Origin of the sequence: Sulfolobus acidocaldarius SUSAZ (genome assembly GCA_000508305.1) — an archaeon.
Classification (GTDB): domain Archaea; phylum Thermoproteota; class Thermoprotei_A; order Sulfolobales; family Sulfolobaceae; genus Sulfolobus; species Sulfolobus acidocaldarius_A.
Genome location: CP006977.1, coordinates 1,265,253 through 1,289,904 on the forward strand (window position 1 = coordinate 1,265,253; position 24,652 = coordinate 1,289,904).

Genomic DNA, 24,652 nt, shown 5'->3' on the forward strand with positions numbered 1-24,652 from the left:
TATAAAATACATCAGCAATTTTTATAAGCTTACTATCCGCGACAGAAATTATGAAGGTTTTAGTAACATCTGCATGGCCTTATGTTAATGCTGTTCCACATCTAGGAAATTTAATAGGCTCTATATTATCAGCAGATGTATTTGCAAGATATGCCAGGTTAAAATATGGAAAGGAAAATGTAGTTTTTGTAAGTGGTAGTGATGAACATGGTACGCCTATTGAAATTGAGGCAAGGAAGAGAAACATAGAACCCAGGAAATTAACCGATCAAGCACATGCCTATGATAAGAAATTATTTATTGACACATGGAAGATAAGTTTTGATAATTATAGCAGGACTGAGTCTGAAGTACACAAGGAGTTCGTTAGAAATTTTCTAATAAAACTCGAGAAATACATAAAGGTAGAAGAGGACGAGATTCCATATTGCGAAAAAGACAAGTTATTTCTTCCGGATAGATTCGTAAAGGGAGTATGTCCTTACTGTGGCTTTGAAGACGCCAGAGGCGATCAGTGTGATAATTGCGGTAGATTGTTGACGCCAAGATCATTAATAAATGCTAAATGTGCACTATGTGGTAATCCACCTGTATTTAAAGTTACCAAGCATTGGTTTTTCGATTTATCTGAATTTGGAGATAAAATAAGGGACTGGATATCCAGTTCTAGTACGATGCCTGATAATGTAAAATCTGTTGCATTAAGCTGGGTTAAGGAAGGTCTTAGACCAAGAAGTATAACAAGAGACAACATGTGGGGTATACCTGCACCATTTAAAGGTGCAGAGAACAAAACAATATATGTCTGGTTTGAAGCTCTTCTAGGTTATCTATCTGCAACAGTAGAGTACTTCAAAAATTTAGGAAAAGAGGAAATGTGGAAGGAATTTTGGCTATACAACGATACTAAAACCTATTATTTCATAGGAAAGGATAACATTCCTTTCCACGCTGTTATATTACCTGCAATGTTAATGGCAAGTAACGAAAAATATAATTTACCTAGCGTTATAGCTGCTACTGAATATCTTCTCTATGAAGGTCAGAAGTTTAGCAAGAGTAGGAAAATAGGTGTGTGGATTGATGAAGCTGATAAATTGATGGATGTCGAGTATTGGAGGTTTATATTAATTAGGTTAAGACCAGAGGAGAAAGACACAAACTTCACGTGGAGAGAAGCTCTTAGAATAGTTAATACAGAGCTAAATGACGACATCGGGAATTACGCTAATAGGGTACTCTCCATGGTAAAGCGATACTGTGATGGTGTTATCCCATCTCCTAAGGAGGCAATATTGAACGACGAGGACAAGAATTTGATTACATTAATTACGGAATCTCCTAAAAGGATGGGAGAGCTGTTTGAGCTAGGAAAGATAAAGGCGGGAAGCGAAGAAATCTTAAAACTTGCCAGGTCAGGAAATCTTTATCTGAATAATAGAGCCCCCTGGTCATTAGTAAAGACCAATAGAGATGAAGCCAATAATGTATTATATATCTCTGTGAACTCTCTGAGAACCCTTGCTATAATGCTATATCCAATCATGCCAACTTATTCATCTAACTTATATCAGCAATTAGGACTCTCTGATCTGGAGAGTGAGACGTGGGACTCAGCAGGCTCCTTGAAAGTAATGCCTGGTCATAAAATAGGTGAAATAAGGAGTTTATTTAAGAAGATAGACATGTCACCAGAAGAGTTAATGAAAAAATTGGATGAAATAAGAAGGGAAGTGGAAAAAGAAAGACCTGATCTTTTAAGGTAATTCAACATACGCTTTTACTGGATTGAATTTTCTTCCTCTTCCCTCATAGAATTTGCTGAACATTTCGTAGAAGTGCAATCTCATATCCTGTATGAAAACTACTAGTCCTTCTAGTGCTATAGCCAGCAAATTACCTACTATTATAATTGCTATTGATGCTGGATTTATGAATACTGCGAATAATGAATTTGGAGAACCTGCCGCAAGATAACCCATGAACGAAAACGCAAATAGTATGTAGTAGTGAGCAATTGCAAATATTAAGATTCTTATGAAGGAAATCACATTTGATAGTAATAATATTCCAGCTTCAAACGCACCTTCTATGAATCCAGTAACTATAGCATTTCCTATGCTAACCTTCTCATGCCTTCTAAGTATAATTATTTTTCCTATCCAATTAAATATTAGGGCAAGCTCTACCCAAATAACTAATGACGTTGCTAATATTTGTGTTGCACCAGGGGCTGGCGAACCTGAATGGAATATGAAGTATTCAATACCTCCCAGTAATTGCTGTATTTGTAACGTATAGTTTGATATGTTTGTAAATCCATAAGAGAATACGATCAGTGGTGGAGTATAGATTAGAAGTAAAGGTAACCTATCTAGGACAAGGTATTCGTAATCCTTCTTCTTTATTGTATTTATGACGCCTAATATTGAACTTACAAATAGTAGTATTGAACCTAGTAGCAGTGATATGATTATAGTATTAACTATACCTGTTTCTCCAGAGGTTGGCAGTATTGGAGCTATCTTCTCATACACAGATTCGGAAATAGGCCAGATGTTATACAATGGCCCTACTGGATAGGACGGGTTATTTAACAATTCACGTAGACCGCCCACCGCTAAAGGTCCAAAGAACTCCCTAGCTAATATACCCGTTATCGCTGCAATTATACTACTATAAATCAACACTAGAGATAGGTATCTAATACTCTCACTATTTCTCTTTTTGCCGTAATTGTGGAACCAAATTGCGAATATGAGTAAAATTATTGCGTTTCCCAAATCCGGAAACATAAGTCCGAAGATTAGAGGGAAAGTAATTATGAGAAATAGTGTGGGTGATATCTCCCAATATGAAGGAGTACCGTATAACTCTATTATGCTCTCTAATGGTCTTATTGACTTAGGTAAATTAACGTAAGTAGGTGGTTCTTCTTGTTCACCGAATCTCTTTGGATATTCATACACTACTACAGCTGAATCTTTTAAGGAATTTGTTAATTGTTTAGTGAATTTTTCTAACACATATCCCTCGATTTGAATAAAGTAGTCTGAAATTTTGGCTTTAGATAGAACCAACATACTGTCTCTAAGTGTTAGAAGTTTTCCGTATGTAGACTGTATCCAATCTTTATCTTCATTAGCTTTCTCTCTTAATTCCTTTCTTTTTGCACCAAGAACACCATCTATGTAGTTAATTCTGTCCATAATGGTCTTATATTGCTGGCTAGGCGACACCAAATCCTGCGTCTCTAATCTTTTAATTCCCAATTTTTTTAACGTCTCATTAAGTTCAGTCCCCTTTAGACCTATGATCAGGGATGGATAGAAATTATTTGACTGATACGAGATAACTTCAAAACCTCTTTTCTTCAACTCCTCAATTTGTTGACGACTTAATATAGCCAATGCTACGTCAAAATAAGTGTTTGTATACATTTTCTTCAGGTCAATATCTACATCCTTGAATGGTTCTAATTCATCAAGTTTGAGTTTTAATGAATCTCTCTCTGATTTCAATTTTTGTATTTCTTCAAGCAATACTCTATATTTCTCCTCTATTTTAGAAGCTTCAGAAGTATAAATACGTGCTGTTTCAATCCAATCCTGTTTATCCTGTTTTAGGTTTCCTTTTGGCTCAACAGCTATTTCAGACGCTTCCATGAGAAGTATTAGTCTTGCTATTTTATCGTTGATTTCTCCTAATATCCTTCTTGCATCTTCAAGCCTGTTCTGTGAAATTGGTACTTTAGGATCATCGGGCTCAAAAGTCCCCAACTTAAGAAGTTTACTAACGACTTCATTCACGTTATCCTTTGTCGTTATTATTTCAGCTCTTACCACTGTTTCCGGCAGAATCAAAACTATTCAATATGGAAAAACCGTTTTACCTTAAAATATTTATTCTCGAGCTTAAGTTATCTACTCTTGATGGGTAAAGTTATTGTTATCGGCGATAAGTACACTGTTAATTTGTTTAAGCTTATAGGTACGGAGGGTATTGTATTAGAGGATCCTCTAGAACTAGAGAACACACTTCTAAAGATTAGAAAAAGAGAAGATGTAGACTTAGTGTTAGTGACTAATGACACATATACTCCAGTAAAGGAAAAAGTGGATAACCTTATATTAGAGCAGAAAAAACCACTGATAACAGTTATTCCAAGCCCATTCAGTGAAGCTAAACCTGTTGATGTAAAAGGTTTAATACTTAAATCACTTGGTTTTGGGTGAGTAAAATGGTTGATTTTGAAGAACTATTATCCAAGACTCAGGAGGTCGAGAAAAAGAAGATAGACGAAGAGTTAAAGAAAGCTTTCACCGAGGCAAATCTGATTGTAGATGAGGCTTATAATGAACTATTATCTGAATACTCAAAGAGAATCCAGGAGATTATATCAAAAAACATTGAGGCTTTGAGAGGAGAGGAAGCTAAGCTTGAAGTAGAAACTAAAAGAGCCGTGAATAGGGAGAAGGATTATTGGGTTCAGCAAGTATTTCAGAAGACTTTAGATGAGTTGGAAAAGATAGCAAATACAAAGGATTACAAAAACAGAATAGAAAGTATTTTATCTAGGGAGTTAACTGAGGGAGCTATTGTTTATTGCTCTAATAACGATAAGAAGTTCATTGAGGGATTATTGGCATCGAAGCGAGTCAATAATGTATCAGTAGAGGTGGATAATTCTATTAAGGGTGGAGTAAAGATATACTATCCAGATAAGAAGTTGACACGAGATTTTACCCTTAAAACAATTTTAAATCAGATTTTTGAAGATTTAAGAAATGATGTTGCAAGAATTTTATTTGGTGAGTAAAAATGGCAGGAGAAGGTAGAGTAGTTAGGGTAAATGGTCCACTAGTTGTAGCAGACGGTATGAGAAATGCTCAAATGTTCGAAGTTGTTGAAGTTGGTGAATTAAGACTAGTTGGAGAGATTACTAGAATAGAAGGAGATAGGGCATACATTCAAGTCTACGAAGCCACAGACGGAATCAAGCCAGGAGAGAAGGCATATAGAACTGGTTCATTATTATCAGTAGAATTAGGACCAGGTTTAATGGGAGGTATTTTCGATGGTCTACAGAGACCTTTAGACAGAATTGCAGAATCTGTGAAATCTCCCTTTGTTACCAGAGGAGTTAAAGTACCTGCGTTGGACAGAAATAAGAAATGGCACGTTATTCCTGTTGCTAAGAAAGGTGATAAAGTATCACCAGGTGATATAATAGCTAAGGTTAATGAAACGGATCTAATAGAACACAGAATTATAGTACCACCAAACGTTCATGGGACACTAAAGGAAATTTCTCCTGAGGGTGATTATACAGTAGAAGATGTAATTGCAAGAGTTGATATGGAAGGCGATGTTAAAGATTTAAAATTATATCAAAGATGGCCTGTTAGAATTCCTAGACCTTTCAAGGAAAAACTAGAGCCAACAGAACCACTCCTAACTGGAACCAGAGTTGTTGATACCATATTCCCTATAGCTAAAGGCGGAACTGCAGCAATACCTGGTCCATTTGGAAGTGGTAAAACAGTAACTTTACAAAGTTTGGCAAAGTGGTCTGAAGCTAAAGTTGTAATATATGTTGGTTGTGGAGAGAGAGGTAATGAAATGACTGATGAGTTGAGACAATTCCCGAAGCTTAAGGATCCATGGACAGGGAAGCCTTTGTTACAGAGGACTATATTGGTAGCTAATACCAGTAATATGCCAGTAGCCGCAAGGGAATCTAGTATATATGTTGGTGTGACTATGGCTGAGTACTTCAGAGATCAGGGTTATGACGTGTTACTGGTTGCTGATTCCACATCAAGATGGGCTGAGGCACTTAGAGAGTTAGGTGGACGAATGGAAGAGATGCCGGCAGAGGAAGGATTCCCAAGTTATCTGCCATCAAGATTAGCTGAATATTATGAGAGAGCTGGAAGAGTAATTGCGTTAGGCAATCCTGAGAGGTTTGGTTCTGTAAGTATAGCATCAGCAGTTTCACCACCAGGCGGTGATTTCACAGAGCCAGTAACAAGCAACACATTGAGATTTGTAAGAGTCTTTTGGCCCCTTGATGTGGCTTTAGCACAAGCAAGGCATTATCCTGCAATTAACTGGATTCAAGGATTCTCAGCATATGTTGATTTAGTAGCCAGTTGGTGGCATAAGAACGTTGATCCTACTTGGTTTGAAATGAGGAGTGTACTAGTGAAGATCCTTCTGAGGGAGGACGAGTTAAGACAAATAGTTAGGCTAGTAGGACCAGAATCACTCTCAGATAAGGATAAGTTGATTTTAGAGGCTTCAAAGTTGATTAGAGACGCTTTCCTGAAGCAGAACGCATTTGATGATATAGATGCCTTCTCATCTCCTCAAAAACAAGCTAAGATCATGAGATTAATTTATGACTTTTACACTAACGCATCCCAGTTGTTAGATAAAGGTCTCACATTAAAGAAGATATTGGAGAAAGTAGGCTCATTCGAACCAGACATTGTAAGAGTTAAGTATACTGTGAAAAATGATGAGCTAAATAAGATAGACGAACTTGACAATAAATTAAAAGAGGCTTTTGATAGCTTATTAAAGGAGGTGGCATAATTTTGTCCACATTGATGAACATCAGGGAGTATAATAGCATTTCTATGATCAAAGGGCCCTTAATGGCTATTGAGGGAGTTACAGATGCTGCATATAACGAATTAATTGAAGTAGAAATGCCTGATGGGAGTAAAAGGAGAGGTATAGTTGTTGATTCTCAGTCAGGTGTTGCAATAGTTCAAGTTTTCGAAGGAACCACAGGTGTTTCCCCCACACAGTCCAAAGTTAGATTCTTAGGAAGAGGATTGGAAGTAAAGATTTCTGAAGAAATGTTAGGAAGAATATTTACTCCATTAGGAGAACCATTAGATAATGGTCCTCAAGTTTTAAGCGGTGAGAAAAGAGATATTAACGGTAACCCCCTTAATCCCTCCGTAAGAGAGTATCCTGAAGAGTTCATCCAGACTGGTGTTTCTGCTATAGATGGTTTAACATCATTGCTAAGAGGTCAGAAGCTTCCCATATTTAGCGGTAGCGGTTTACCAGCAAACCAATTAGCTGCACAGATAGCTAAGCAAGCTACAGTAAGAGGAGAAGAGAGTAATTTCGCAGTTGTATTTGCAGCAATTGGAATTAGATACGACGAGGCGTTATTCTTTAGGAGATTCTTTGAGGAGACTGGAGCAATAAATAGAGTTGCAATGTTCGTAACACTGGCAAATGATCCTCCATCACTTAAGATACTTACGCCAAAGACAGCATTGACCCTAGCTGAGTACTTAGCTTATGAGAAAGATATGCACATATTGGCAATTCTCATTGATATGACAAACTATTGTGAGGCACTAAGAGAATTAAGCGCATCTAAAGAGGAAGTTCCTGGAAGAGGTGGATATCCAGGTTATATGTACACTGACCTAGCAGTAACCTATGAAAGAGCAGGAAAAGTCAGAGGTAAAAAGGGATCCATAACCCAGATGCCAATTTTGACTATGCCAAACGATGATATTACTCACCCTATACCTGACTTGACTGGCTATATAACTGAGGGTCAGATAGTTCTAGATAGGTCTTTGTTTAACAAGGGAATATACCCACCAATTAATGTATTAGCTAGTTTGTCAAGATTAATGAGAGACGGAATCGGAGAAGGTAAGACCAGAGATGATCATAAGGATCTTTCAAATCAGTTATTTGCAGCTTACGCAAGAGCACAGGATATAAGAGGTTTAGCCGCAATAATTGGTGAGGACAGCTTATCTGATGTTGATAGGAAATACTTACTATTTGCTGAACAGTTCGAGAGGAAATTTATAAATCAGGGAATAAATGAGAATAGAGATATAGAGACTACATTGGATATAGGTTGGGAAGTAATATCTATGTTACCAGAGTCAGAAATAAGCTTGATTAGAACTGAGTACATAAAGAAGTATCATCCTAACTACAGGGTAAAGAAATGAGCTCAAGGAAAGTCTTACCTACAAAGATTAACCTTATTAATTTACGAAGGCAAATAAGGTTAATTAGGACTATTAAGAGGCTTTTGGAAAATAAGCGAGAAGTCTTGTTACTATACCTTAGGCAATATGCTGATGAGTATGAGAAAGTGTATAATGAAGTTAGTAAGGTTCTAAGTGATGTTTATTCCACTTACTTGCAAGGTGTTGCCTCTGAGGGTTTGTCTACAATCCAGACCTATGCAGATTCTATTCCATCCTCATTAAATGTAAATATTAGTATTAAAGTTCTATTTGGTGTAAAGATACCTGTAGTGGATTTGGATGAGTCTACAATTCAGCAACAGCCTTTTGGTAATCTAGAGATCTCTCCATATATATTAAAGTCTAGAGAGCAAATGTCCTATGCATTCAAGAAGATATTAACACTAATAGAAATAGAGTCCAGTATTAGGGCTCTCAGCGGTGAATTAAGAAAAACACAGCGTTTAATTAATGCAATAGACACATCTATCTTGCCTTTCTATCAGTCTTCTTCAAAATACATAAAGTCTGTTCTAGATGATAGAACAAGAGAGGAGTTCACAAGACTTAAAATGGTTAGAAAATTACTTCAAAGAAGGAGGTAATAAAATGGCTGAAGCTTACATTAATGAACTTAAGTCAAAATTGGATGCCAGAAAGAAAGAGATTTTATCTCAATTGAATGAAGAATATAATAAAATTCTAAAGTCTCGATTCGAAGACCTTGAAAGTGTAAAGAGAAATATTTTAAAGGAAGTCCAAAACATATAATGATGAGATTAGAATGAAGAAGGCATTACTAATATCTTTAATACTTCCTATTTTAATAGGAGGTATAGTAGCAGCTGCTCAAGCTCCACAAGATACTCCACAAGGTTTTATGGGAATTAACATTGGTGCTGGGCTTGCGGTTGGATTAGCGGCAATTGGAGCTGGTGTAGCAGTAGGTACAGCTGCGGCAGCAGGTATCGGTGTCCTTACCGAGAAAAGAGAGATGTTCGGTACTGTTCTAATTTTCGTGGCAATCGGTGAAGGAATAGCTGTATACGGTATAATATTTGCAGTATTAATGTTATTCGCAGGCATATAAATGAGTCACAAAGATAATAATGTTTTTTAACTGCTCATCTTTTTGATTCAGTAGTTTAGCTATGAAGTTAACGAGAGAGAAGTGGGAAAATAATTTCTCAGAGTGGTTTGATTGGGTAATAAGAGAGGCAGAGATCTACGATTATGGCAGATATCCTGTAAAAGGAATGGGTGTATGGCTTCCATATGGTTTTAAGATAAGGCAAGCTGCTGTAGACCTTATCAGAAAATTGTTAGACGCTAAGGGGCATGAAGAAGTTTTATTTCCATTGTTAGTTCCTGAGGATCTATTAAGGAGAGAAAGTGAACATATTAAAGGTTTTGAGTCTGAAGTGTTCTGGGTTACCAAAGGTGGAGAAGAGAATTTGGATATAAGGTTAGCATTAAGACCTACAAGTGAGACAGCAATAACTTACATGGAAACATACTGGGTTCAGAGTTATAAACAATTACCCAAGAAATATTATCAGATTGTTAGTGTGTTCAGATATGAGACAAAGGCTACCAGACCAATGATCAGGCTTAGAGAAGTATCAACATTTAAGGAAGCTCATACACTCCATGAGACGTATGAAGATGCTGAAAGACAAGTAAAAGAGGCAATTGAAATATATAAGAACTTCTTCGAGGAATTGGGTATTCCATATATAATGTCCCAAAGACCAGAATGGGATAAGTTCGCAGGTGCAATATATACCATAGCCTTTGATACCATAATGCCAGATTCTAGAGTTCTACAAATAGGAACTGTACATCATCTAGGTCAACATTTCACCAAGGCATTTGACCTAAAAGTGCAAAGAAAAGATGGAACATTAGATTATCCCCATCAAACTAGTTATGGTATTTCTGATAGGGTAATAGCAGTTGTTGTCTCGATAAATGGAGACGATCATGGTACCATACTTTCACCAGTGTTAGCACCAATTAAAGCTGTAATAATACCTATTCCAGCCAAAGATGAAAAGGAGACTGAAAAGATAATTGAGTATTCTGAAGATGTGGCAAAAATTTTGATGAGTAATGGAATTAACACTGTTATAGATAAAGATACAGAAAAAACACCTGGAGAGAAGTATTATATTTGGGAGATTAAGGGCGTACCCTTGAGAATTGAAATAGGTCCAAGAGAGCTATCCTCAAATAGTGTATTTATAAAGAGAAGGGATACTCTTCAAGGGGTAAGTGTCAAGAAAGAGAATCTAGTTAGTGAAGTAGTAAAACTATTAGAAACACTTAGAAAGGATCTGAAGGAGAGGGCTTGGAACTTTTTGAGGAGTAAGATTAGATATACCGACAAACTCGAGGAGGCTAAGAATATGTTGGACAGCAAGGCGGGTATAGTAGAGGTTCCATGGTGCGAATCTAATGAATGCGGTTTGAAAATTGAGGAAACTACAGGTGCAAGAGTTTTAGGTAAGCCTTATGATAGTCCAAGAGATGTTTCCAAATCTACTTGCGTGGTTTGTAAAAAACCTGCTAAGACAACTCTAAGGCTAGCAAAAACTTATTAAAAATAATTGCGGTGAATAAAGTAGGGTGTTTGATTTTTGCCAAAGAAGAGGGAGAATAGAGGGAGAAGAAAGGGCGACAAAGGACACGTTGGTAGCATACACTGTGACCAATGTGGTGCAAGAATTCCTGAGGATAAGGCAATCTGTGTGACTAAGCCTTATAGTCCTGTGGATCCAGCTCTAGCACAAGAGTTGGAGAAGAAAGGAGCAATAATTATGAGATATCCAGTGACCAAGTGTTATTGTGTGAATTGTGCTGTATATTTAGGTGTAATAAAGATAAGACCAGAACAGGAGAGGAAACAGAAAGCCAAATTGTATTAAAGTTTTTAAGTTAATATAACTTCTTTATCGTATGAGACTATATGATCTGAGTTTTTATGAAATAGAGAAGTTTTTCTATAAGTTAGCTGAGTTAAAAGATATTATTAATGATACAGGTCTATTGTCAATTTCTCCTTCTATACCTCAAACGTTACCTGCAAAAGGAACAGTAATGGCTAAACACGCTTTTCCCATTTTCCAGAAAGGAGGTGTAATCATGGATGTTACTAATGTTACTCAAGCTGAGATTGCAGAGAACGCAGGGGCAGTTGCTGTAATGGTGCTTGATAAGTTGCCCTATGATGTTAGGAAAAGCGGAGGAGTGGCAAGAATGGCAGATCCAAAAATAATTGAGGAGGTAATGAGTTCCATAACAATTCCAGTGATGGCAAAAGTTAGAATTGGGCATTACTACGAAGCGAAAGTACTCGAAGCGTTAGGAGTTGATATGATAGACGAAAGTGAAGTCTTAACTCCTGCAGATGAAGAACATCACATAAACAAATGGGAATTTGAAGTGCCATTCGTAAACGGGGCTAGAAATCTCGGTGAAGCTCTGAGAAGAATATACGAGGGTGCCTCAATGATAAGGACTAAAGGAGAAGCAGGGACAGGAAATGTTAGTGAGGCAGTAAAGCACATGAAAATAATGAATTACGAGATATCCACATTAATTTCGCTTCCTGAAGAAGACAGATTAAAGAAAGCCAGAGAATACCAGGTACCTTATCAATTGGTAGAATTAGTTGTGAAATTGAAAAGATTGCCCATAGTCAACTTTGCTGCAGGAGGTATTGCTACTCCAGCAGATGCTGCTTTAATGATGTGGCTAGGCTCTGATGGTATATTTGTAGGTTCTGGTATATTTAAGAGTCAAGACCCAGATCAAAGAGCTAAAGCAGTTGTTTTAGCTGCAGCTAACTGGGAAGATCCAGAAATCGTATTAGAGGCTCAGAAAATGATTAGTGAGAACAAGAGCATGATGGGTATTGATATTAAGACCTTGAAACCTGAGGAATTATTACAAGTAAGGGGTGTGTAAAGTGAAAGTTGGTGTTATAGCATATCAAGGAAGCTTTGAGGAACATGCAATACAACTAAAGAGAGCTATGAGTAAGCTTAATTTAACAGGAGAAGTTATAGCTGTAAAGAAACCTAAGGACGTTGATTTAATAGACGGTGTTATAATACCTGGAGGAGAAAGTACCACAATAGGAATAATTGCTGAAAAGTTAGGTGTCTTAGACGAGATAAAAGCAAAAATCAATAGTGGGTTACCTGTCTTAGGTACATGCGCAGGTGCTATAATGTTAGCTAAAGATGTATCTGATGCAAAAGTGGGTAAGAAATCTCAGCCATTGATAGGAACTATGGACATTCAGGTAGTAAGAAACTATTATGGAAGACAGAGGGAGAGTTTTGAAACAGATCTAGATTTTCACGTAATAGGTGGCGGTAAAGCAAGAGTTGTGTTTATAAGGGCTCCGATCATAAAGAGGACGTGGAATGACGCAACTGCTTTAATTTCATTCGAGAACGGAATTGTAATGGCAGAGCAGAAGAATATGTTAGCTACAACGTTTCATCCTGAATTATCAGAGAGCACAATTATACATGAGTATTTCTTGAGCAAAATAAAGAAATAAATTTTTTAGTATGAAATAAAATCCTATTCAGAAGGGTATTTTAGTCTTGCCTGCAAGAGATTTACTTCCAGATAAGTCTGCTCTTCTTCATGGTCTTTTGAAGTACATCGAGAACAGAACGATTTATGGTAATATCCTAATTCACAAGAGACTCTTAGAGGATTTAGAGAGAGAGGCAAAAGAAGGTTTAGTTACGGCTGAGATCGCGTTGGATGAGGTGAAGAGATTAAAGGAAATAAGTGAGAATTTACTTGTTAGTTTTGAAATAGTTAACAGTGAAAATTTGCACGGTTCATTAAATGGGGTTTTAAGAGACTACTGTTTATTCCGTAAATGTACAATAGTAACTACAGACGAAATACAGAAGAAACTATCAGAGAGTTTGAATATTGATGTTGTCCTCCTTCAACCAAGTCAGACAGAGTTAGAAATCGAGAAAATGTTTGATGAAACCACTATGAGTGTGCATTTGAAGGAGGGCGTAACACCAAAAGCAAAGAAAGGTAAGCCAGGTTCATGGCAGTTTGTTGAACTATCAAGCAACCCTCTCACTAGCACTGATATTAAGAGAGTGGTTAATGAGATCCTTTCCTCGGTAAATTACGTTAAAGACTCTTTTATAGAAATTGAAAGGAAAGGTTCAACAATTGTTCAACTTGGTAACTATAGGGTAGTTATAATTAGACCGCCCTTGAGCGATGGTTGGGAAGTCACCATAACTAGACCTGTAGTGAAAAAGAAGCTTGAAGAGTATAATATGGACGAAAAATTACTCAAAAGGTTAAGGGATAAGGCAGAAGGCATATTGATTGCTGGTTCTCCGGGAATGGGTAAAACTACTTTTGCTCAAGCCTTAGCTGAATTCTACACGAGGATGAATAAGGTTGTAAAAACAATTGAATCACCTAGAGATATGCATTTACCACCAGAGGTTACGCAGTATTCCAAAAATTACGCTGAAGTTGGAGAACTTCATGATATTCTTCTGTTAAGTAGACCAGATTATACTGTATATGACGAAATGAGAAATGATGAGGATTTCAAGCTCTACATAGATCTTAGGTTAGCAGGAATTGGAATGATTGGCGTTGTTCATGCAACATCACCAATAGATGCAATACATAGGTTTATAAATAGAATCGATATTGGTACAATCCCTAACATTCTAGACACTGTGGTTTTCATTAATTCAGGAAACGTTGCAAAGGTTTACGGTCTTGATATAACGGTTAAAGTTCCGACAGGGTTAAAGGAAGCCGACCTAGCTAGACCTGTCGTGGAGGTTAAGGATTTAATAAGTGATAAAGCTGAATACGAAATATATGTTTTTGGAGAACAAACGATGATAGTTCCTGTTAAAAACCTACAGACAAATTCTACCCAGAGAAGATTGGAGAGTATGATCAACAATATTATACCCTCGGCTTCCATATCATTCGAAAATGGTGAGTATATAATAACAATACCTAGAGACGAAATAGGAATGTTTAACAAAAAAGTTGTTTCTAAGTTGAAAAAATATGAGAAAAAGTACAAGATAAAGATAAGAGTAAGGTTTCCTGATGAGGATACTACATAAAGGAATCTAATGTTTTACTTATTTTCCCCTCAACATATCTTACCAATTCATCGAAATCCATTCCTGACTTAATTGTCTCTAAATCCGCAACATAATTTCCTGCTTCTGTCCTCCTCAATATATCAAATCTTAGAAATTTGAGATCTTTTGCAATCTTAGCTCCTAGAAAAAGTTCACCTCCACTTTTTTTCGCAAATTCTTTTATTCCCTCAGCCTGTTCTTTTTGAATGTATATTTTGTTTCCATTTTTCCTGCTTTTCATTTCTATAAGTATTATGACGCCAGACTTCATCGCAATTACATCGGGAACGTGATCCTTTCTGTTAGACCCGCTTGCTGGTGCTCTTATAACTGCAAATCCTTTATCTCTAAGCCTTGAAACAAGATATCTCTCAACTGTACTGCCTTTAGTTTTATTACTCACATAATAAAATAAAAACACTTAGGATTTAGGTTTTCCTCTCAGAATTATATCTCTAAGAGATCTGCCTACCTTCTCCTCAGTGCTATTATCAACTTCCTTCATACCTTCTTTGATAGTATTTGCACCCTTACCATATTCTTCAACCCACTTCTCTGCAAATTTTCCGCTTCTGATGTTATCTAACGCTTTTTTCATCCGCTCTTTAACACTCTCATCTATTACCATTTTACCAACTGTCATTCCTCCGTACTTTGCGGTATCTGATACTGCTGTTAACATCCCTGAGAAACCTTTCTCATACACTAAATCTACAATTAATTTCATCTCATTTATTGTTTCGAAGTAAGCTACCTCTGGTTGATAGCCTGCCTCCACCAGGGTTTGGAAAGCATATCTCATTAGTTGCATAATTCCGCCTACTAGATCTACTTGTTCTCCAAATAGGTCGGTTTCAGTTTCCTCTTTGAATGTGGTCTCGATTACCCCAGCTCTTGTAGCTCCAATAGCTTTTGCAACTGCCAATGCCTTTTGTAAAGCTTTGCCTGAGTAGTCTTGATATGTTGCCACCAATGCTGGTACTCCTCCTCCCTTTGCAAAGTATTCTCTCACTATTGGTCCTGGTGCTTTAGGTGCTATCATGTATACGTCAACGTTGGATGGTGGTTCTATCAATCTATAATGTATGTTGAAACCATGGGCAAATACTAAATCCATTCCTTCTTTAAGGTATGGCTTAACTCTCTCCAGATAAACTGTCCTTTGAATCATATCTGGAAGTAGAAATATTATTATATCTGAATTCCTCGCTGCTTCTTCAGTACGAAGTGGTTTAAAGCCGTCGTTTTCTGCCTGTTTCCATGAATTACCTTCCCTTTCCAAGCCTACACTAACTTTTATGCCCGAATCCCTTAGATTAAGAGCCCAGGCTCTCCCTTGACTACCATAACCTAAAACTGCAACTCTCTTTTCTTTTATAACATCTAATGATACATCTTTATCAGTATAGATTTTTGCCATTTATAACACCCCAACTTAGTACAGTAATCTTAGAAAAAACTGGTTTATAAACAACTATGTCGTATTCCTCTGCATCTACACCATCTCCCTTAATTACGTTTCCGTCTTGCTTTATTATATATGTAGTTACAGTGGCATCTTCCAGTAGTTCAACTTTTTCCACATCAACTGTTTTACTTAAATTTGCTATAGCAATTTCAAAGTTGTTAGTGTATGGTATTCCAAAATATATCTCATAAAGTCCGTTGTCTGAGACTTTTCTAGCCTGCATCCAGTTTATGTCCATGAGTAGTTTTCTAAACTGACCTATTATTCTTTCTAGGAAACTAGGATCTCTGTAGTAACCAATTACTCTAACTACCTTTTCTTGGGTCACGTACTATCACCTGTTTTAACTTTCCACCTGGAGGTAATGTGGGTAAAGCTAACTCCTCCTTATCTATAGGCAATCTAATTACAGAAGGAATATTCTCTTTTATAGCAATTTTTATGGATTTCTCCAATTCTTCATAAGTTGTAGCATTAAAACCAAGCGCTCCAAATGATTCAGCAAGCTTTATGAAGTCTGGTGAAGGTCCATAATCTACTCCTACTATCCTTCTTCCAAAGAATAGATCCTGAACTTGCCTTACTAAACCTAAGGTTCTGTTATCAAATATTACGGATATTATGGGAATGTTTTCATCTACTGCAGTGGCTAAATTAGTTGCAGTCATTAGGAATGATCCATCTCCGTCTAGATCCACAACTACTCTGTCTGGTTTTGCCAACTTTGCACCGATAGCTGCTGGCAGTCCAAATCCCATAGTTCCCATTCCTGTAGAGGAGAGAAAAGTTCTGGGTTCTAAAACATCCCAAAAAACTTCAGCCCACATCTGATGTTGCCCAACTCCTGTTGTTACTATTGAATTCCTAGGAATTGAGTTTCTTATAATCTTAAGAATTTTCCAAGGCTTTAGTTTATTGTTTTCCTCTACGTAGTAGAATTGTGAATAGTATTCCTGATATTCTTTTATTCTCTTTACCCACTCACTTTTATCGTTCTTTTTACCTACCTCTACTACAGCTTTTATTAGTTCTCTCAACAACGTCTTTGCATTACCCACAAGGTTTATGTCTACTTTTAATCCTCTTTCTCCATCCGTAGGGTCAACATTTACCATTATGAACTTTTTCTTAGTCTCTTTCATCTCGTCGTAAGATGTGATTGTCCTATCACTTAGTCTAGCTCCAACAACCAACATTACGTCTGATTCTAAGGCAGCCATTGATGCTTCCGCTCTTCCATAATATCCCATAGGACCAAAGTATAGTGGATGATCATGAGGTATGGCACTTTTTCCAGGGAATGTCGATATTATAGGTGTATGCAATAGCTCTGCTAATTCAAGTATTTCCTCTGTAGCATTAGACCAGGTTGCCCCTGTTCCTGCTAATATTATGGGTTTCTCAGCATTTATTAACAGTTCTGCAGCTTTCTTAATTTTTTGTCTATCTATAATCGTGGGGAATTCTCTATAACCAGGAACTATAGGTTTTTCAGGCCATTTAACATCTTCCATTTTTTCATTTAGTATATCTCTAGGTATGTCAACTACTACTGGTCCCGGTCTTCCAGTTCCCGCGATATAGAATGCATTCTTTATCATTTGTGGCAATTCTTCTATCTTTTTAACTTCTATCACGTACTTTGTTATATGCTCAAAAATACCTATAGTGTCCGCTTCTTGGAAAGCCATCTTTCCAATTGACGGTCTCACTACTTGTCCTGCTATTGCAACTACAGGGGAAGAATCCCAGTAAGCAGATATTAAACCGGTTACTAGATTAGTAACTCCTGGTCCTGAGGTGGCGGTGCAAACTCCTGGAAATCCTGATACTCTAGCATAAGCGTCTGCGGCATGTGCTGCAGCTTGCTCGTGTCTCATTAGAACATGTCTTAGTTCACCATTCTTTAGATCTTCTAGGAATGCATCGTATATGGGCATATTTGATAAACCTGGTATTCCAAAGATTACTTTTACTCCTTCTCTTTTTAGAGAATCTACAACTATTCTAGCACCACTAGGCATTATAAACACCTTCTAAGAATATATTCAAACATGGATCTTTCTGTGTTAAATTCTTCTGGCTTATAGAAGAATATATGGGTACTATTATTAAATTTGGAGGGTATATTCACCCTTCATTTTTTTCACTTCGGCAATAATATCACTTTAAATTTTTAAGCATTATTGTATATCTTTTTACTTTCTTCCTTTAGTTTATAAATAGTTTTAATTTTTTCCAGTAGTTGGGTATAACTTGTCACATCAACCCACATTTCTAAACAATTCACCTTCCCCACATATAGCCATATATTTCCGAAGTGAGATCTTCTATCATCAACAAATATAATTTCATCTGGTTTAATCTTAACATTCTTCAGGCTACTTAATTTATTTATTATTTCTATAATATAAAGAAATTTATAAGGATGTTCGTTAGATACTATGACATCAAAGTAATCTTTTAATTTAAGAGTAGATAAAACAAGTTCTGTCTTCTCAGGTATGTTCCACGTTGCCATGGCTGTAAACAATCCCATTTGTCTAATTTCAGACAATGTTTCCCTAACATTTTCAAATAATCTCAATTTGTTACCTATTGAGTCTTCAACACTATTTTCGTCAATTAATCTTATTGGAGGTCGAAAAATTGATATATTTGAATGGGTCCACAATGTCTTATCCGCATCGAAGACCACTAATTTTATCATTTGTTAGCATTTTTAGGTAGTAAATAATAAATTATTTTGCCTTCATGATAATCCCTTATAAAAGCCTTGGCTGCTTCATCTATGTTAGGTTCATGACTGGTCTTTAGAATCCATCCTCTCTTTAGTGCAAGTTTTTCTAAGAAATCCAAGTAATTAGAGTAATCTATTTTATACGTATTTCTAATAACACTTTTATCTATTCCTTCTATTCTTTCGATTAGCAATTTTGCTCCTCTCACTGGATCCTCTAGCTTGTCCACATTTACTCCTCTTATGATTCTTTCTAGCTCGTTGCCATCAGGGGGTATTATTCCTGGTGTATCCCATGCAAATAGTCTGTTATCTATTCTGAAAAGTTGAATACTTCTTGTATATCCATAGCTCATAGGGTGTTTAGAGGTAGTGGCTGAATGCCGTCCCTTTAAGGCGTTTATTATTGAAGACTTTCCAGTCTTTGGATAACCAATGAAAATTATTTTTCCTTCACCCTCTATCAATTCCTTAATTTTCTCTCTGAGAACCTTTGTCCCTAGATGTCGTGTGGCTGATATGTATATTGTAGGTATACCTTCATTTTCCTCTATGAATTTTTTCCATTTCTCTAAAACTTCTACGGGGATCAAGTCTCCTTTGTTTAAGATTATGAGTAATTTCTTTTGATTCTCTATCACGTAGTTTTCTAGTCGCTTAGATCTGGTGAGATCAGGTTCTCTTGCGTCCAATACCTCCACCACAAGGTCTGATTTCCTGATGTAAGCGAGAATCTGTTTAATCATTTACTTTATTTTAGTTTAGTACCCTAATTAATAGTATGCCAATAGGTAGTATAGTGCCTTTCGATAAAGGTGTTTTCGAGGGTACCATCGATTATGACTTTCTAGTAAGTCCTGTAAAATTAGGAAGCTCAGATAAGGAAGTAACATATTCCTTTAGTGTTGACTATAAGCCGCAAAAGGTTTACCTGGTAATTAATATTGAGAGAAATAAGGAAGTTAACCCACGATGGAGAGTTTGGCTTAATGATTTCTCACTTACAAAGGAGTTTAAGCCTAACATAGACGTAGAAGATTCAAATAAAAGGTTCTCAACTGTAATCTTTGACGTTTCACCTCTAGTAAGACAAGGTAAAAATGATGTATCAGTAGTATACAAGGAACTTCAACAGATTAGTCTAATTAATATAGGACATATAGTATTTTATCCTGCTCAAGATTTCAAAACATATTATGAACTTATGGCTGGAACTATGCTAATAAAGCCACAAGAAGTGTTGAATCTAAATTGTAATGGAGAGTGTTATCTAATTGTCAGGAATTCAAATAAGGATGGAGTACTTCAGATAGAGGACAAGAAATTTGATAGTAGGGTAGATTTAATAGACCTTCTTGTTCAGAAGAAGGGAAATATAGCAGTTGGCTTTAGCTGTGGAAATAACGTAAAGGCAAGTGCACATTTGCTCACATTTTACAATCTTAATTACGTCATTCCTAAGATTGTCCTTAACGTTCAGGCGGAAGTTGTTAACTATTCTTTAACAGTAAAATTACTAAATGAGGGCGATGTTGACTTAGATAAAGTAATTGTGAATGTTCTTCTGAACGGGGCGTCAATAAGTTTCAAATCATTTGAAAATGTTAAAAAAGGCGAACTCAGGACATTTACCTTGCCTTTACAGCCTAAAAAAGGTACAATCAACGTAAGAGTAGTAGGTATAAGAGCGGGGTATAGAAAATCGTTTGATAAAACCTTATCATATTCTTAAACTTCCCAATGTGAAGACGATTAGAGTTCCTATAGCGTAAATTTTCATCAAGCTCCTAGCTTTTGTCGCACTTTCTATAGTGTTGTGGAGAATCAATATGTATATCAGGAGAACGTCTAGTGCTAAAATGCCTATGAGATATATTAGATTAAATCCAAGAAAATAGGGTAAGGGTGAGGTGAATATTAGGATTCCGAGAATAATTTTAGCTATTATCCAAGTACTTTTCTCCCCCAATTTTACTGCCAACGTATTTACCCCATTTCGTTTATCCCCTTCAATGTCCTCTATCCCCTTTACAAATTCTCTCGATAGGGTGAAGAAGAAGATGTAAATTGTGGGAATTATAAAGTTACCTAAAAGTGAACCACTTGCTAGTCCACCGTAATATGCAGAGAGTGCGCTGGTAAGGGATACAATAAAGTTTCCCACTAAGCCTAGTTTCTTCAATGACCTTGCATATTCGTATAGTAGTATTATAGTTATGAGTGCAACGCCAAAAGGAATTAATCCTAAAGGAATTGAAATTATTAGCCCAACAGCGAATAGAACAATGGAGAATCTTCTAGCTATGTTAACTTCAATTCTACCAGATGGCAAAGGTCTTTCTGGCTTATTTATTTTATCAACTTCTATATCATATATATCATTGATTACATAACCACCTGCTGCTATTAAGCTTACCACTAATAGCGGGAGAAAGAAAAGTGGTGTAAACTTCCATGTGGTTGCTATTACATACCCCATGAAGGCTGAAACTGCAGAACCTACTACGTTATGTACTCTAATCAGTTCCAAGTAAGCTTTAACACTCATGTTCAATTATTATATAATAATGGAATTTATAAGGTGAAGCTTATTGCCAGAAGACGAATTAGAGAAGGCAAAGAAATATTTCCAGAACGTAGTTTCAGTAGGAGAGATTTTAGCGGTCAGGGAATTAAAGGCTCTTGGAATTAGTGATCCAGAGAAAGTTATTAATAAACTAATTGAGTTAGGATTCATAGAAAAAGGTGAGGGATGTTATAATTTAATCAGGGAGAGGTCTAAAGATTCTGCGAGGAATAAGTGAATGTAAATCAAATTCTGTATCTACATTTATAGTTCTCTCATTTAAAATATAAAAGAGAGATCTTAGTGTAGTTCCCCACATTTTCTCTACAAGATTAAACAAGGTAAGTTGTCTGTTAATCTCCTTTTTTAACTGATTGAATTTTTCCATGTATAGTCTCTCATCATCCTCGTATACTATTTTTTTCAATCCTTCTAACATCTCAGATATGGAGAAAATTCCGCCACCTGTTGAAATTTTTATGAGACCCAGAACGTCTCCTATACCATTTCTTATGAAAGTAGGATGTGCTCTGGGAATTCCACCACCGTGGACATTTAAAACTCTGGCGTCCAGTTTAGGAATAAATTTTTTTGGGTCGTCATAACCTAATGCACCGACAAGGGTGCCATAAGGTAGAGGAACAATCCAACTAAATCCACCTACATTATGTCTGTTGAAGAACACGTGTATGTCCTCCATTTTTACTGGTTCTGTAAGGTACTCTATTGCCTTAACCCATTTTGATCTTCCCTTCCAACCACTTGCAATGATTACTTTATCTGCTGTTATTTTCTCGTTATGATTTGTGATTATTACTTCTTTTTCATTTTTTACTACAGCGTCTGTTTTTAGTTTTACATCTAGATCTTGTGCCAAACTTTGCTCTAATTTATATCTATTTAATCTAATTAGGTCAGCTCTAATTTGTATTTTTTTATTTTCATAGTGAAGAATTATAGATTTAAATTCTCTATCTATAAATTCTCTCGATATATCTAGCTTTTCAAAGGTCTTCCTGCTTATAATTCCAGTGCACTTCTTCCCCACAAAAGGTTTTCTATCAAATACGATTGGGTTCACATCAGAAATATGGTGACCGACTATAAGACCTGCTATACCTCCTCCAGCTATTAAAACTCTGATGATCTATCAGCCTCATTCATAGTATATCTCCTGGCCTTTAATTCTTTAACTATGTATAGGAAGGCTTTTCTGGGATCTGTGTGTGATCCACAGGAATAAACATCTACAGTAGCAAAATTATACTCAGGCCAGGTGTGAATTGTAATGTGGCTCTCGAGAACTATAGCCACAATACTTACACCATCACCAATTTTCCAAGCTTTCACATCAAGGAGTGTCATATTACCCTCTTCTGCTGCTTTTCTGACTATCTGTTCTAATACCTTCTGTTCTCCTAGCACTGTTGTATCGCACTCATATAGTGAGCCGTATACTTGTTTGCCTATGACTCTAGGAAGACTAACAACCCCCATCATCCCAACCCCCCATACTATTGATAGGGGGTATCATACTTATTTAAATTTTTAACTCGTACTTTACACATGTTTTAAAGGCATTTTTTCATATGAATAGTATGTTACATATCACAGAATTAACGTATATCCTTAATTAGCTCTTCTGAGTATTTTCCCTTTTCTCCATTAGATTGTTACTCTATTGATGTAATTTTATATGGTATGGTTACCAATTATTTTTAGATTTGAAGTGGTTATTAGAAGACTGGTGCTTGACGTATTAAAACCTATAAGAGGTATTTCTATAGTAGAACTTGCAAACAAAATTTCCACTTTGGAAGGAGTGGATGGTGTTAATATAAGCGTAATAGACATGGACGTCGAAACTATGGGTCTTATGATAGTAATAGAGGGTAATAATGTAGATTTCGAGGAGGTAAAGAAGACACTTGAAGAACAAGGATGTGCTATACACAGTATAGATGAAGTGGTGAGTGGGAATAAGTTAGTTGAGGGGAGAAAAGAGAAATGAAGTGTAGTTTATGCGGAGTAAGAGATGCTGAGATATACCAAGCTCATAAAGGTAGGTCTCTCTGTAGGTATTGTTTTATCGAAGATATAAGGAATAGGGTGAAAAGGGAGATAGAAAGATTAGGTTTATCTAGAGCTAGTAAAATAGTACTTGCAGTATCTGGTGGTAAGGATAGTTATGTCCTGGCAGATACGTTAGCCTCTTTTATTGATCATGATAAGTTGGTCGCGTATAATATAATTGAAGGAATAAATGGATACAATAGAGTGGAACAGGTAATTCAGTTCAAGAACTTTCTAAATGAGTTAGGGATAGAGTTAATAGAGGACAGTTTTGAGAAAAGTGTAGGTTTCACCTTAGACCAAATGGTAGCTAATTCTAAGAAAAAAAATCTAAATGTGTCAGCTTGTACATTTTGTGGCGGATTTAGGAGAAAATTGATAAACACAGCAGGTCTTAAGTTAAATGGGGACTACGTTGCTACCGGTCATAATTTAGATGATGAAGTTCAGGCTATTATGTTGAATGTAATTAGAGGTGATCTAATTAGGCTGATAAGATTTGGTGATAAACCAATCAAACTTAGTTCCAGGTTTGTACTTAGAGTGAAACCACTAAGGAGGATATATGAATGGGAAACTACAATGTATGCATACTATAGAGGTTACAAGTTTCAGGAAGTTGAATGCCCTTACATAGAGTTAAAACCCACACTGAGAGCAAAGGTAAGAGAGCTATTGTACGCGTTAGAAGAGAAAAGACCAGGTACTCTGTTACAGATATTGGATACCTTCGATAGTATAGCAGAAAGAGTGAGGAGTGGTAGTAGTTTTAAAGATGAGCTACCCAGGTGTAAAATTTGTGGTGATCCTACCAGTTATGGTAGGGAAATATGTAAAAATTGTGAACTTTTGATTAACTCAGGATTGCTTAATTACCAAAATTTTCCTATATCGTAATACTTTTCTTGTACATTTTTCCTCTTATTCGCAACCAACGCCATAGCAAATAGTAATGATGATAACCTATTCAGATAAACTATGTTTTGTTTGTTTAGTTCTTCTATTTCTTTAGAATATCTGACCATATTTCTTTCAACTCTTCTACAGACTGTTCTGGTAATATGCAGTAAGGAAGCCTCCTCTGATCCTCCAGGTATCACAAATAGTTTTACAGGACCACTTTCTTTTCTGTAAGCTAAAGTTCTCTCCTCAATCCATTTCACGTAACTTTCATCAATTTTCTTTTTCTTACTATCACTAGCTATATCCTCTCCGACCTCAAACAGGTGGACTTGAATTTTTTGGAGATCCTCTTTCATATCTTCCCATGATAGTCGTGTAATGGCGTAACCTATATGCGAGTTCAGCTCATCAATGTCACCTAAAAGTTCAACTACCGGCGAATCCTTGCCAACCTTTTTGTTAGCTATACTTGTTTTCCCATCATCACCTGATCTAGTAAACATGTTTAATGTTTTTATATTAAGTGATATATATACGTGTTTTGGTGAGCGTTTATTTCGAATTATGGTCGCTTTGCTGAATTTCTAATTAAAATTTCAGAGAAATGGCAGAAAGAGTGGGAAAATAAAAGAGTATTCGATGCAATGCCAGATCCGAATAGGAAGAAATTCTTTACTACAATTGCTTTTCCTTATCCTAATTCAC

The 24,652-nt window shown here is 36.3% G+C and carries 28 protein-coding genes; 17 read left to right on the top strand and 11 right to left on the bottom strand.

Features of this window, described 5'->3' with window-relative positions; all coding sequences use genetic code 11:
- The first annotated feature begins 50 nt into the window (after positions 1 to 50).
- A complete protein-coding gene (locus SUSAZ_07290; GenBank protein ID AHC51761.1) occupies positions 51 to 1,766 on the top strand; it encodes a methionyl-tRNA synthetase in 1,716 nt (571 codons plus the stop codon).
- On the opposite strand, the gene SUSAZ_07295 is transcribed toward SUSAZ_07290, so the two are convergent.
- Positions 1,758 to 3,863, bottom strand: a complete 2,106-nt coding sequence (locus SUSAZ_07295) for an ATP synthase subunit I (protein AHC51762.1) — start codon at positions 3,861 to 3,863, stop codon at positions 1,758 to 1,760. The two genes, SUSAZ_07290 and SUSAZ_07295, sit on opposite strands and share 9 nt — an antisense overlap.
- A 69-nt stretch (positions 3,864 to 3,932) precedes the next feature.
- Here SUSAZ_07295 and SUSAZ_07300 point away from each other — a divergent pair, with 69 nt between their 5' ends.
- The 12 genes from SUSAZ_07300 to SUSAZ_07355 all read left to right on the top strand — a co-directional run bounded on the left by SUSAZ_07300 (position 3,933) and on the right by SUSAZ_07355 (position 14,176).
- Entirely contained in the window at positions 3,933 to 4,235 is a 303-nt protein-coding gene (locus SUSAZ_07300) for an ATP synthase subunit F (GenBank protein ID AHC51763.1), read from the top strand.
- 5 nt (positions 4,236 to 4,240) lie between these two features.
- Positions 4,241 to 4,819, top strand: coding sequence for a V-type ATP synthase subunit E (locus SUSAZ_07305; protein AHC51764.1), 579 nt, complete (start codon positions 4,241 to 4,243; stop codon positions 4,817 to 4,819).
- Between the two features lie 2 nt (positions 4,820 to 4,821).
- On the top strand, positions 4,822 to 6,600 hold the full coding sequence (locus tag SUSAZ_07310; GenBank protein AHC51765.1) for an ATP synthase subunit A: 1,779 nt from the start codon (positions 4,822 to 4,824) through the stop codon (positions 6,598 to 6,600).
- A gap of 2 nt (positions 6,601 to 6,602) precedes the next feature.
- Positions 6,603 to 8,003 (top strand): V-type ATP synthase subunit B, encoded by a 1,401-nt coding sequence (locus SUSAZ_07315; protein ID AHC51766.1) that lies wholly within the window; start codon positions 6,603 to 6,605, stop codon positions 8,001 to 8,003.
- Positions 8,000 to 8,629 (top strand): ATP synthase subunit D, encoded by a 630-nt coding sequence (locus SUSAZ_07320; GenBank protein ID AHC51767.1) that lies wholly within the window; start codon positions 8,000 to 8,002, stop codon positions 8,627 to 8,629. The genes SUSAZ_07315 and SUSAZ_07320 overlap by 4 nt, the downstream gene beginning before the upstream one ends.
- A 4-nt stretch (positions 8,630 to 8,633) precedes the next feature.
- Positions 8,634 to 8,795, top strand: coding sequence for an ATP synthase epsilon subunit (locus tag SUSAZ_07325; protein AHC51768.1), 162 nt, complete (start codon positions 8,634 to 8,636; stop codon positions 8,793 to 8,795).
- A gap of 13 nt (positions 8,796 to 8,808) precedes the next feature.
- Complete coding sequence (locus tag SUSAZ_07330) at positions 8,809 to 9,114, top strand: ATP synthase subunit K (protein AHC51769.1); 306 nt, start codon at positions 8,809 to 8,811, stop codon at positions 9,112 to 9,114.
- Positions 9,115 to 9,175: 61 nt separating this feature from the next.
- Complete coding sequence (locus SUSAZ_07335; protein AHC51770.1) at positions 9,176 to 10,627, top strand: prolyl-tRNA synthetase; 1,452 nt, start codon at positions 9,176 to 9,178, stop codon at positions 10,625 to 10,627.
- 36 nt (positions 10,628 to 10,663) lie between these two features.
- Complete coding sequence (locus SUSAZ_07340) at positions 10,664 to 10,951, top strand: 30S ribosomal protein S26 (GenBank protein AHC51771.1); 288 nt, start codon at positions 10,664 to 10,666, stop codon at positions 10,949 to 10,951.
- 31 nt (positions 10,952 to 10,982) lie between these two features.
- A complete protein-coding gene (locus SUSAZ_07345; protein ID AHC51772.1) occupies positions 10,983 to 11,993 on the top strand; it encodes a pyridoxal biosynthesis protein in 1,011 nt (336 codons plus the stop codon).
- Between the two features lies 1 nt (position 11,994).
- Positions 11,995 to 12,597: a glutamine amidotransferase gene (locus tag SUSAZ_07350; protein ID AHC51773.1), complete on the top strand. Its 603-nt coding sequence runs from the start codon at positions 11,995 to 11,997 to the stop codon at positions 12,595 to 12,597.
- 46 nt (positions 12,598 to 12,643) lie between these two features.
- Positions 12,644 to 14,176 (top strand): ATPase, encoded by a 1,533-nt coding sequence (locus tag SUSAZ_07355; GenBank protein ID AHC51774.1) that lies wholly within the window; start codon positions 12,644 to 12,646, stop codon positions 14,174 to 14,176.
- On the opposite strand, the gene SUSAZ_07360 is transcribed toward SUSAZ_07355, so the two are convergent.
- From SUSAZ_07360 to SUSAZ_07385, 6 genes are all read right to left on the bottom strand, one after another.
- On the bottom strand, positions 14,169 to 14,600 hold the full coding sequence (locus SUSAZ_07360; GenBank protein ID AHC51775.1) for an endonuclease: 432 nt from the start codon (positions 14,598 to 14,600) through the stop codon (positions 14,169 to 14,171). The genes SUSAZ_07355 and SUSAZ_07360 overlap by 8 nt on opposite strands.
- A gap of 18 nt (positions 14,601 to 14,618) precedes the next feature.
- Positions 14,619 to 15,617: a ketol-acid reductoisomerase gene (locus tag SUSAZ_07365; protein AHC51776.1), complete on the bottom strand. Its 999-nt coding sequence runs from the start codon at positions 15,615 to 15,617 to the stop codon at positions 14,619 to 14,621.
- Positions 15,598 to 15,993 (bottom strand): hypothetical protein, encoded by a 396-nt coding sequence (locus SUSAZ_07370; GenBank protein ID AHC51777.1) that lies wholly within the window; start codon positions 15,991 to 15,993, stop codon positions 15,598 to 15,600. The genes SUSAZ_07365 and SUSAZ_07370 overlap by 20 nt, the downstream gene beginning before the upstream one ends.
- The gene (locus tag SUSAZ_07375) at positions 15,971 to 17,689 is read right to left on the bottom strand and encodes an acetolactate synthase (GenBank protein ID AHC51778.1); all 1,719 of its coding nucleotides are present in this window, start codon (positions 17,687 to 17,689) and stop codon (positions 15,971 to 15,973) included. Before SUSAZ_07375 ends, SUSAZ_07370 begins: the two co-directional genes overlap by 23 nt.
- A 152-nt stretch (positions 17,690 to 17,841) precedes the next feature.
- On the bottom strand, positions 17,842 to 18,375 hold the full coding sequence (locus SUSAZ_07380) for a magnesium-dependent phosphatase-1 (protein AHC51779.1): 534 nt from the start codon (positions 18,373 to 18,375) through the stop codon (positions 17,842 to 17,844).
- Entirely contained in the window at positions 18,372 to 19,151 is a 780-nt protein-coding gene (locus SUSAZ_07385) for a GTP-binding protein (GenBank protein ID AHC51780.1), read from the bottom strand. Before SUSAZ_07385 ends, SUSAZ_07380 begins: the two co-directional genes overlap by 4 nt.
- Before the next feature lie 35 nt (positions 19,152 to 19,186).
- Between SUSAZ_07385 and SUSAZ_07390 the strand changes: the two genes are divergently transcribed.
- Positions 19,187 to 20,137: a hypothetical protein gene (locus tag SUSAZ_07390; protein ID AHC51781.1), complete on the top strand. Its 951-nt coding sequence runs from the start codon at positions 19,187 to 19,189 to the stop codon at positions 20,135 to 20,137.
- On the opposite strand, the gene SUSAZ_07395 is transcribed toward SUSAZ_07390, so the two are convergent.
- Positions 20,126 to 20,953 carry an MFS transporter gene (locus SUSAZ_07395; GenBank protein AHC51782.1) on the bottom strand — a complete coding sequence of 276 codons (828 nt, stop codon included), beginning with the start codon at positions 20,951 to 20,953 and terminating at the stop codon, positions 20,126 to 20,128. The genes SUSAZ_07390 and SUSAZ_07395 overlap by 12 nt on opposite strands.
- 43 nt (positions 20,954 to 20,996) lie before the next feature.
- Between SUSAZ_07395 and SUSAZ_07400 the strand changes: the two genes are divergently transcribed.
- Positions 20,997 to 21,209, top strand: a complete 213-nt coding sequence (locus tag SUSAZ_07400; GenBank protein ID AHC51783.1) for a hypothetical protein — start codon at positions 20,997 to 20,999, stop codon at positions 21,207 to 21,209.
- On the opposite strand, the gene SUSAZ_07405 is transcribed toward SUSAZ_07400, so the two are convergent.
- Together SUSAZ_07405 and SUSAZ_07410 are read right to left on the bottom strand one after the other, a co-directional pair.
- Positions 21,168 to 22,052: a hypothetical protein gene (locus tag SUSAZ_07405; GenBank protein AHC51784.1), complete on the bottom strand. Its 885-nt coding sequence runs from the start codon at positions 22,050 to 22,052 to the stop codon at positions 21,168 to 21,170. The genes SUSAZ_07400 and SUSAZ_07405 overlap by 42 nt on opposite strands.
- 50 nt (positions 22,053 to 22,102) lie before the next feature.
- Entirely contained in the window at positions 22,103 to 22,471 is a 369-nt protein-coding gene (locus SUSAZ_07410; protein ID AHC51785.1) for an S-adenosylmethionine decarboxylase, read from the bottom strand.
- Positions 22,472 to 22,700: 229 nt separating this feature from the next.
- On the opposite strand from SUSAZ_07410, the gene SUSAZ_07415 reads away from it, so the two are divergent.
- On the top strand, positions 22,701 to 22,982 hold the full coding sequence (locus tag SUSAZ_07415; GenBank protein ID AHC51786.1) for a hypothetical protein: 282 nt from the start codon (positions 22,701 to 22,703) through the stop codon (positions 22,980 to 22,982).
- On the top strand, positions 22,979 to 23,941 hold the full coding sequence (locus SUSAZ_07420; protein ID AHC51787.1) for a potassium-transporting ATPase subunit A: 963 nt from the start codon (positions 22,979 to 22,981) through the stop codon (positions 23,939 to 23,941). The genes SUSAZ_07415 and SUSAZ_07420 overlap by 4 nt, the downstream gene beginning before the upstream one ends.
- On the opposite strand, the gene SUSAZ_07425 is transcribed toward SUSAZ_07420, so the two are convergent.
- Positions 23,917 to 24,450 carry an ATP--cobalamin adenosyltransferase gene (locus SUSAZ_07425; GenBank protein AHC51788.1) on the bottom strand — a complete coding sequence of 178 codons (534 nt, stop codon included), beginning with the start codon at positions 24,448 to 24,450 and terminating at the stop codon, positions 23,917 to 23,919. The genes SUSAZ_07420 and SUSAZ_07425 overlap by 25 nt on opposite strands.
- Positions 24,451 to 24,652 lie beyond the last annotated feature (202 nt).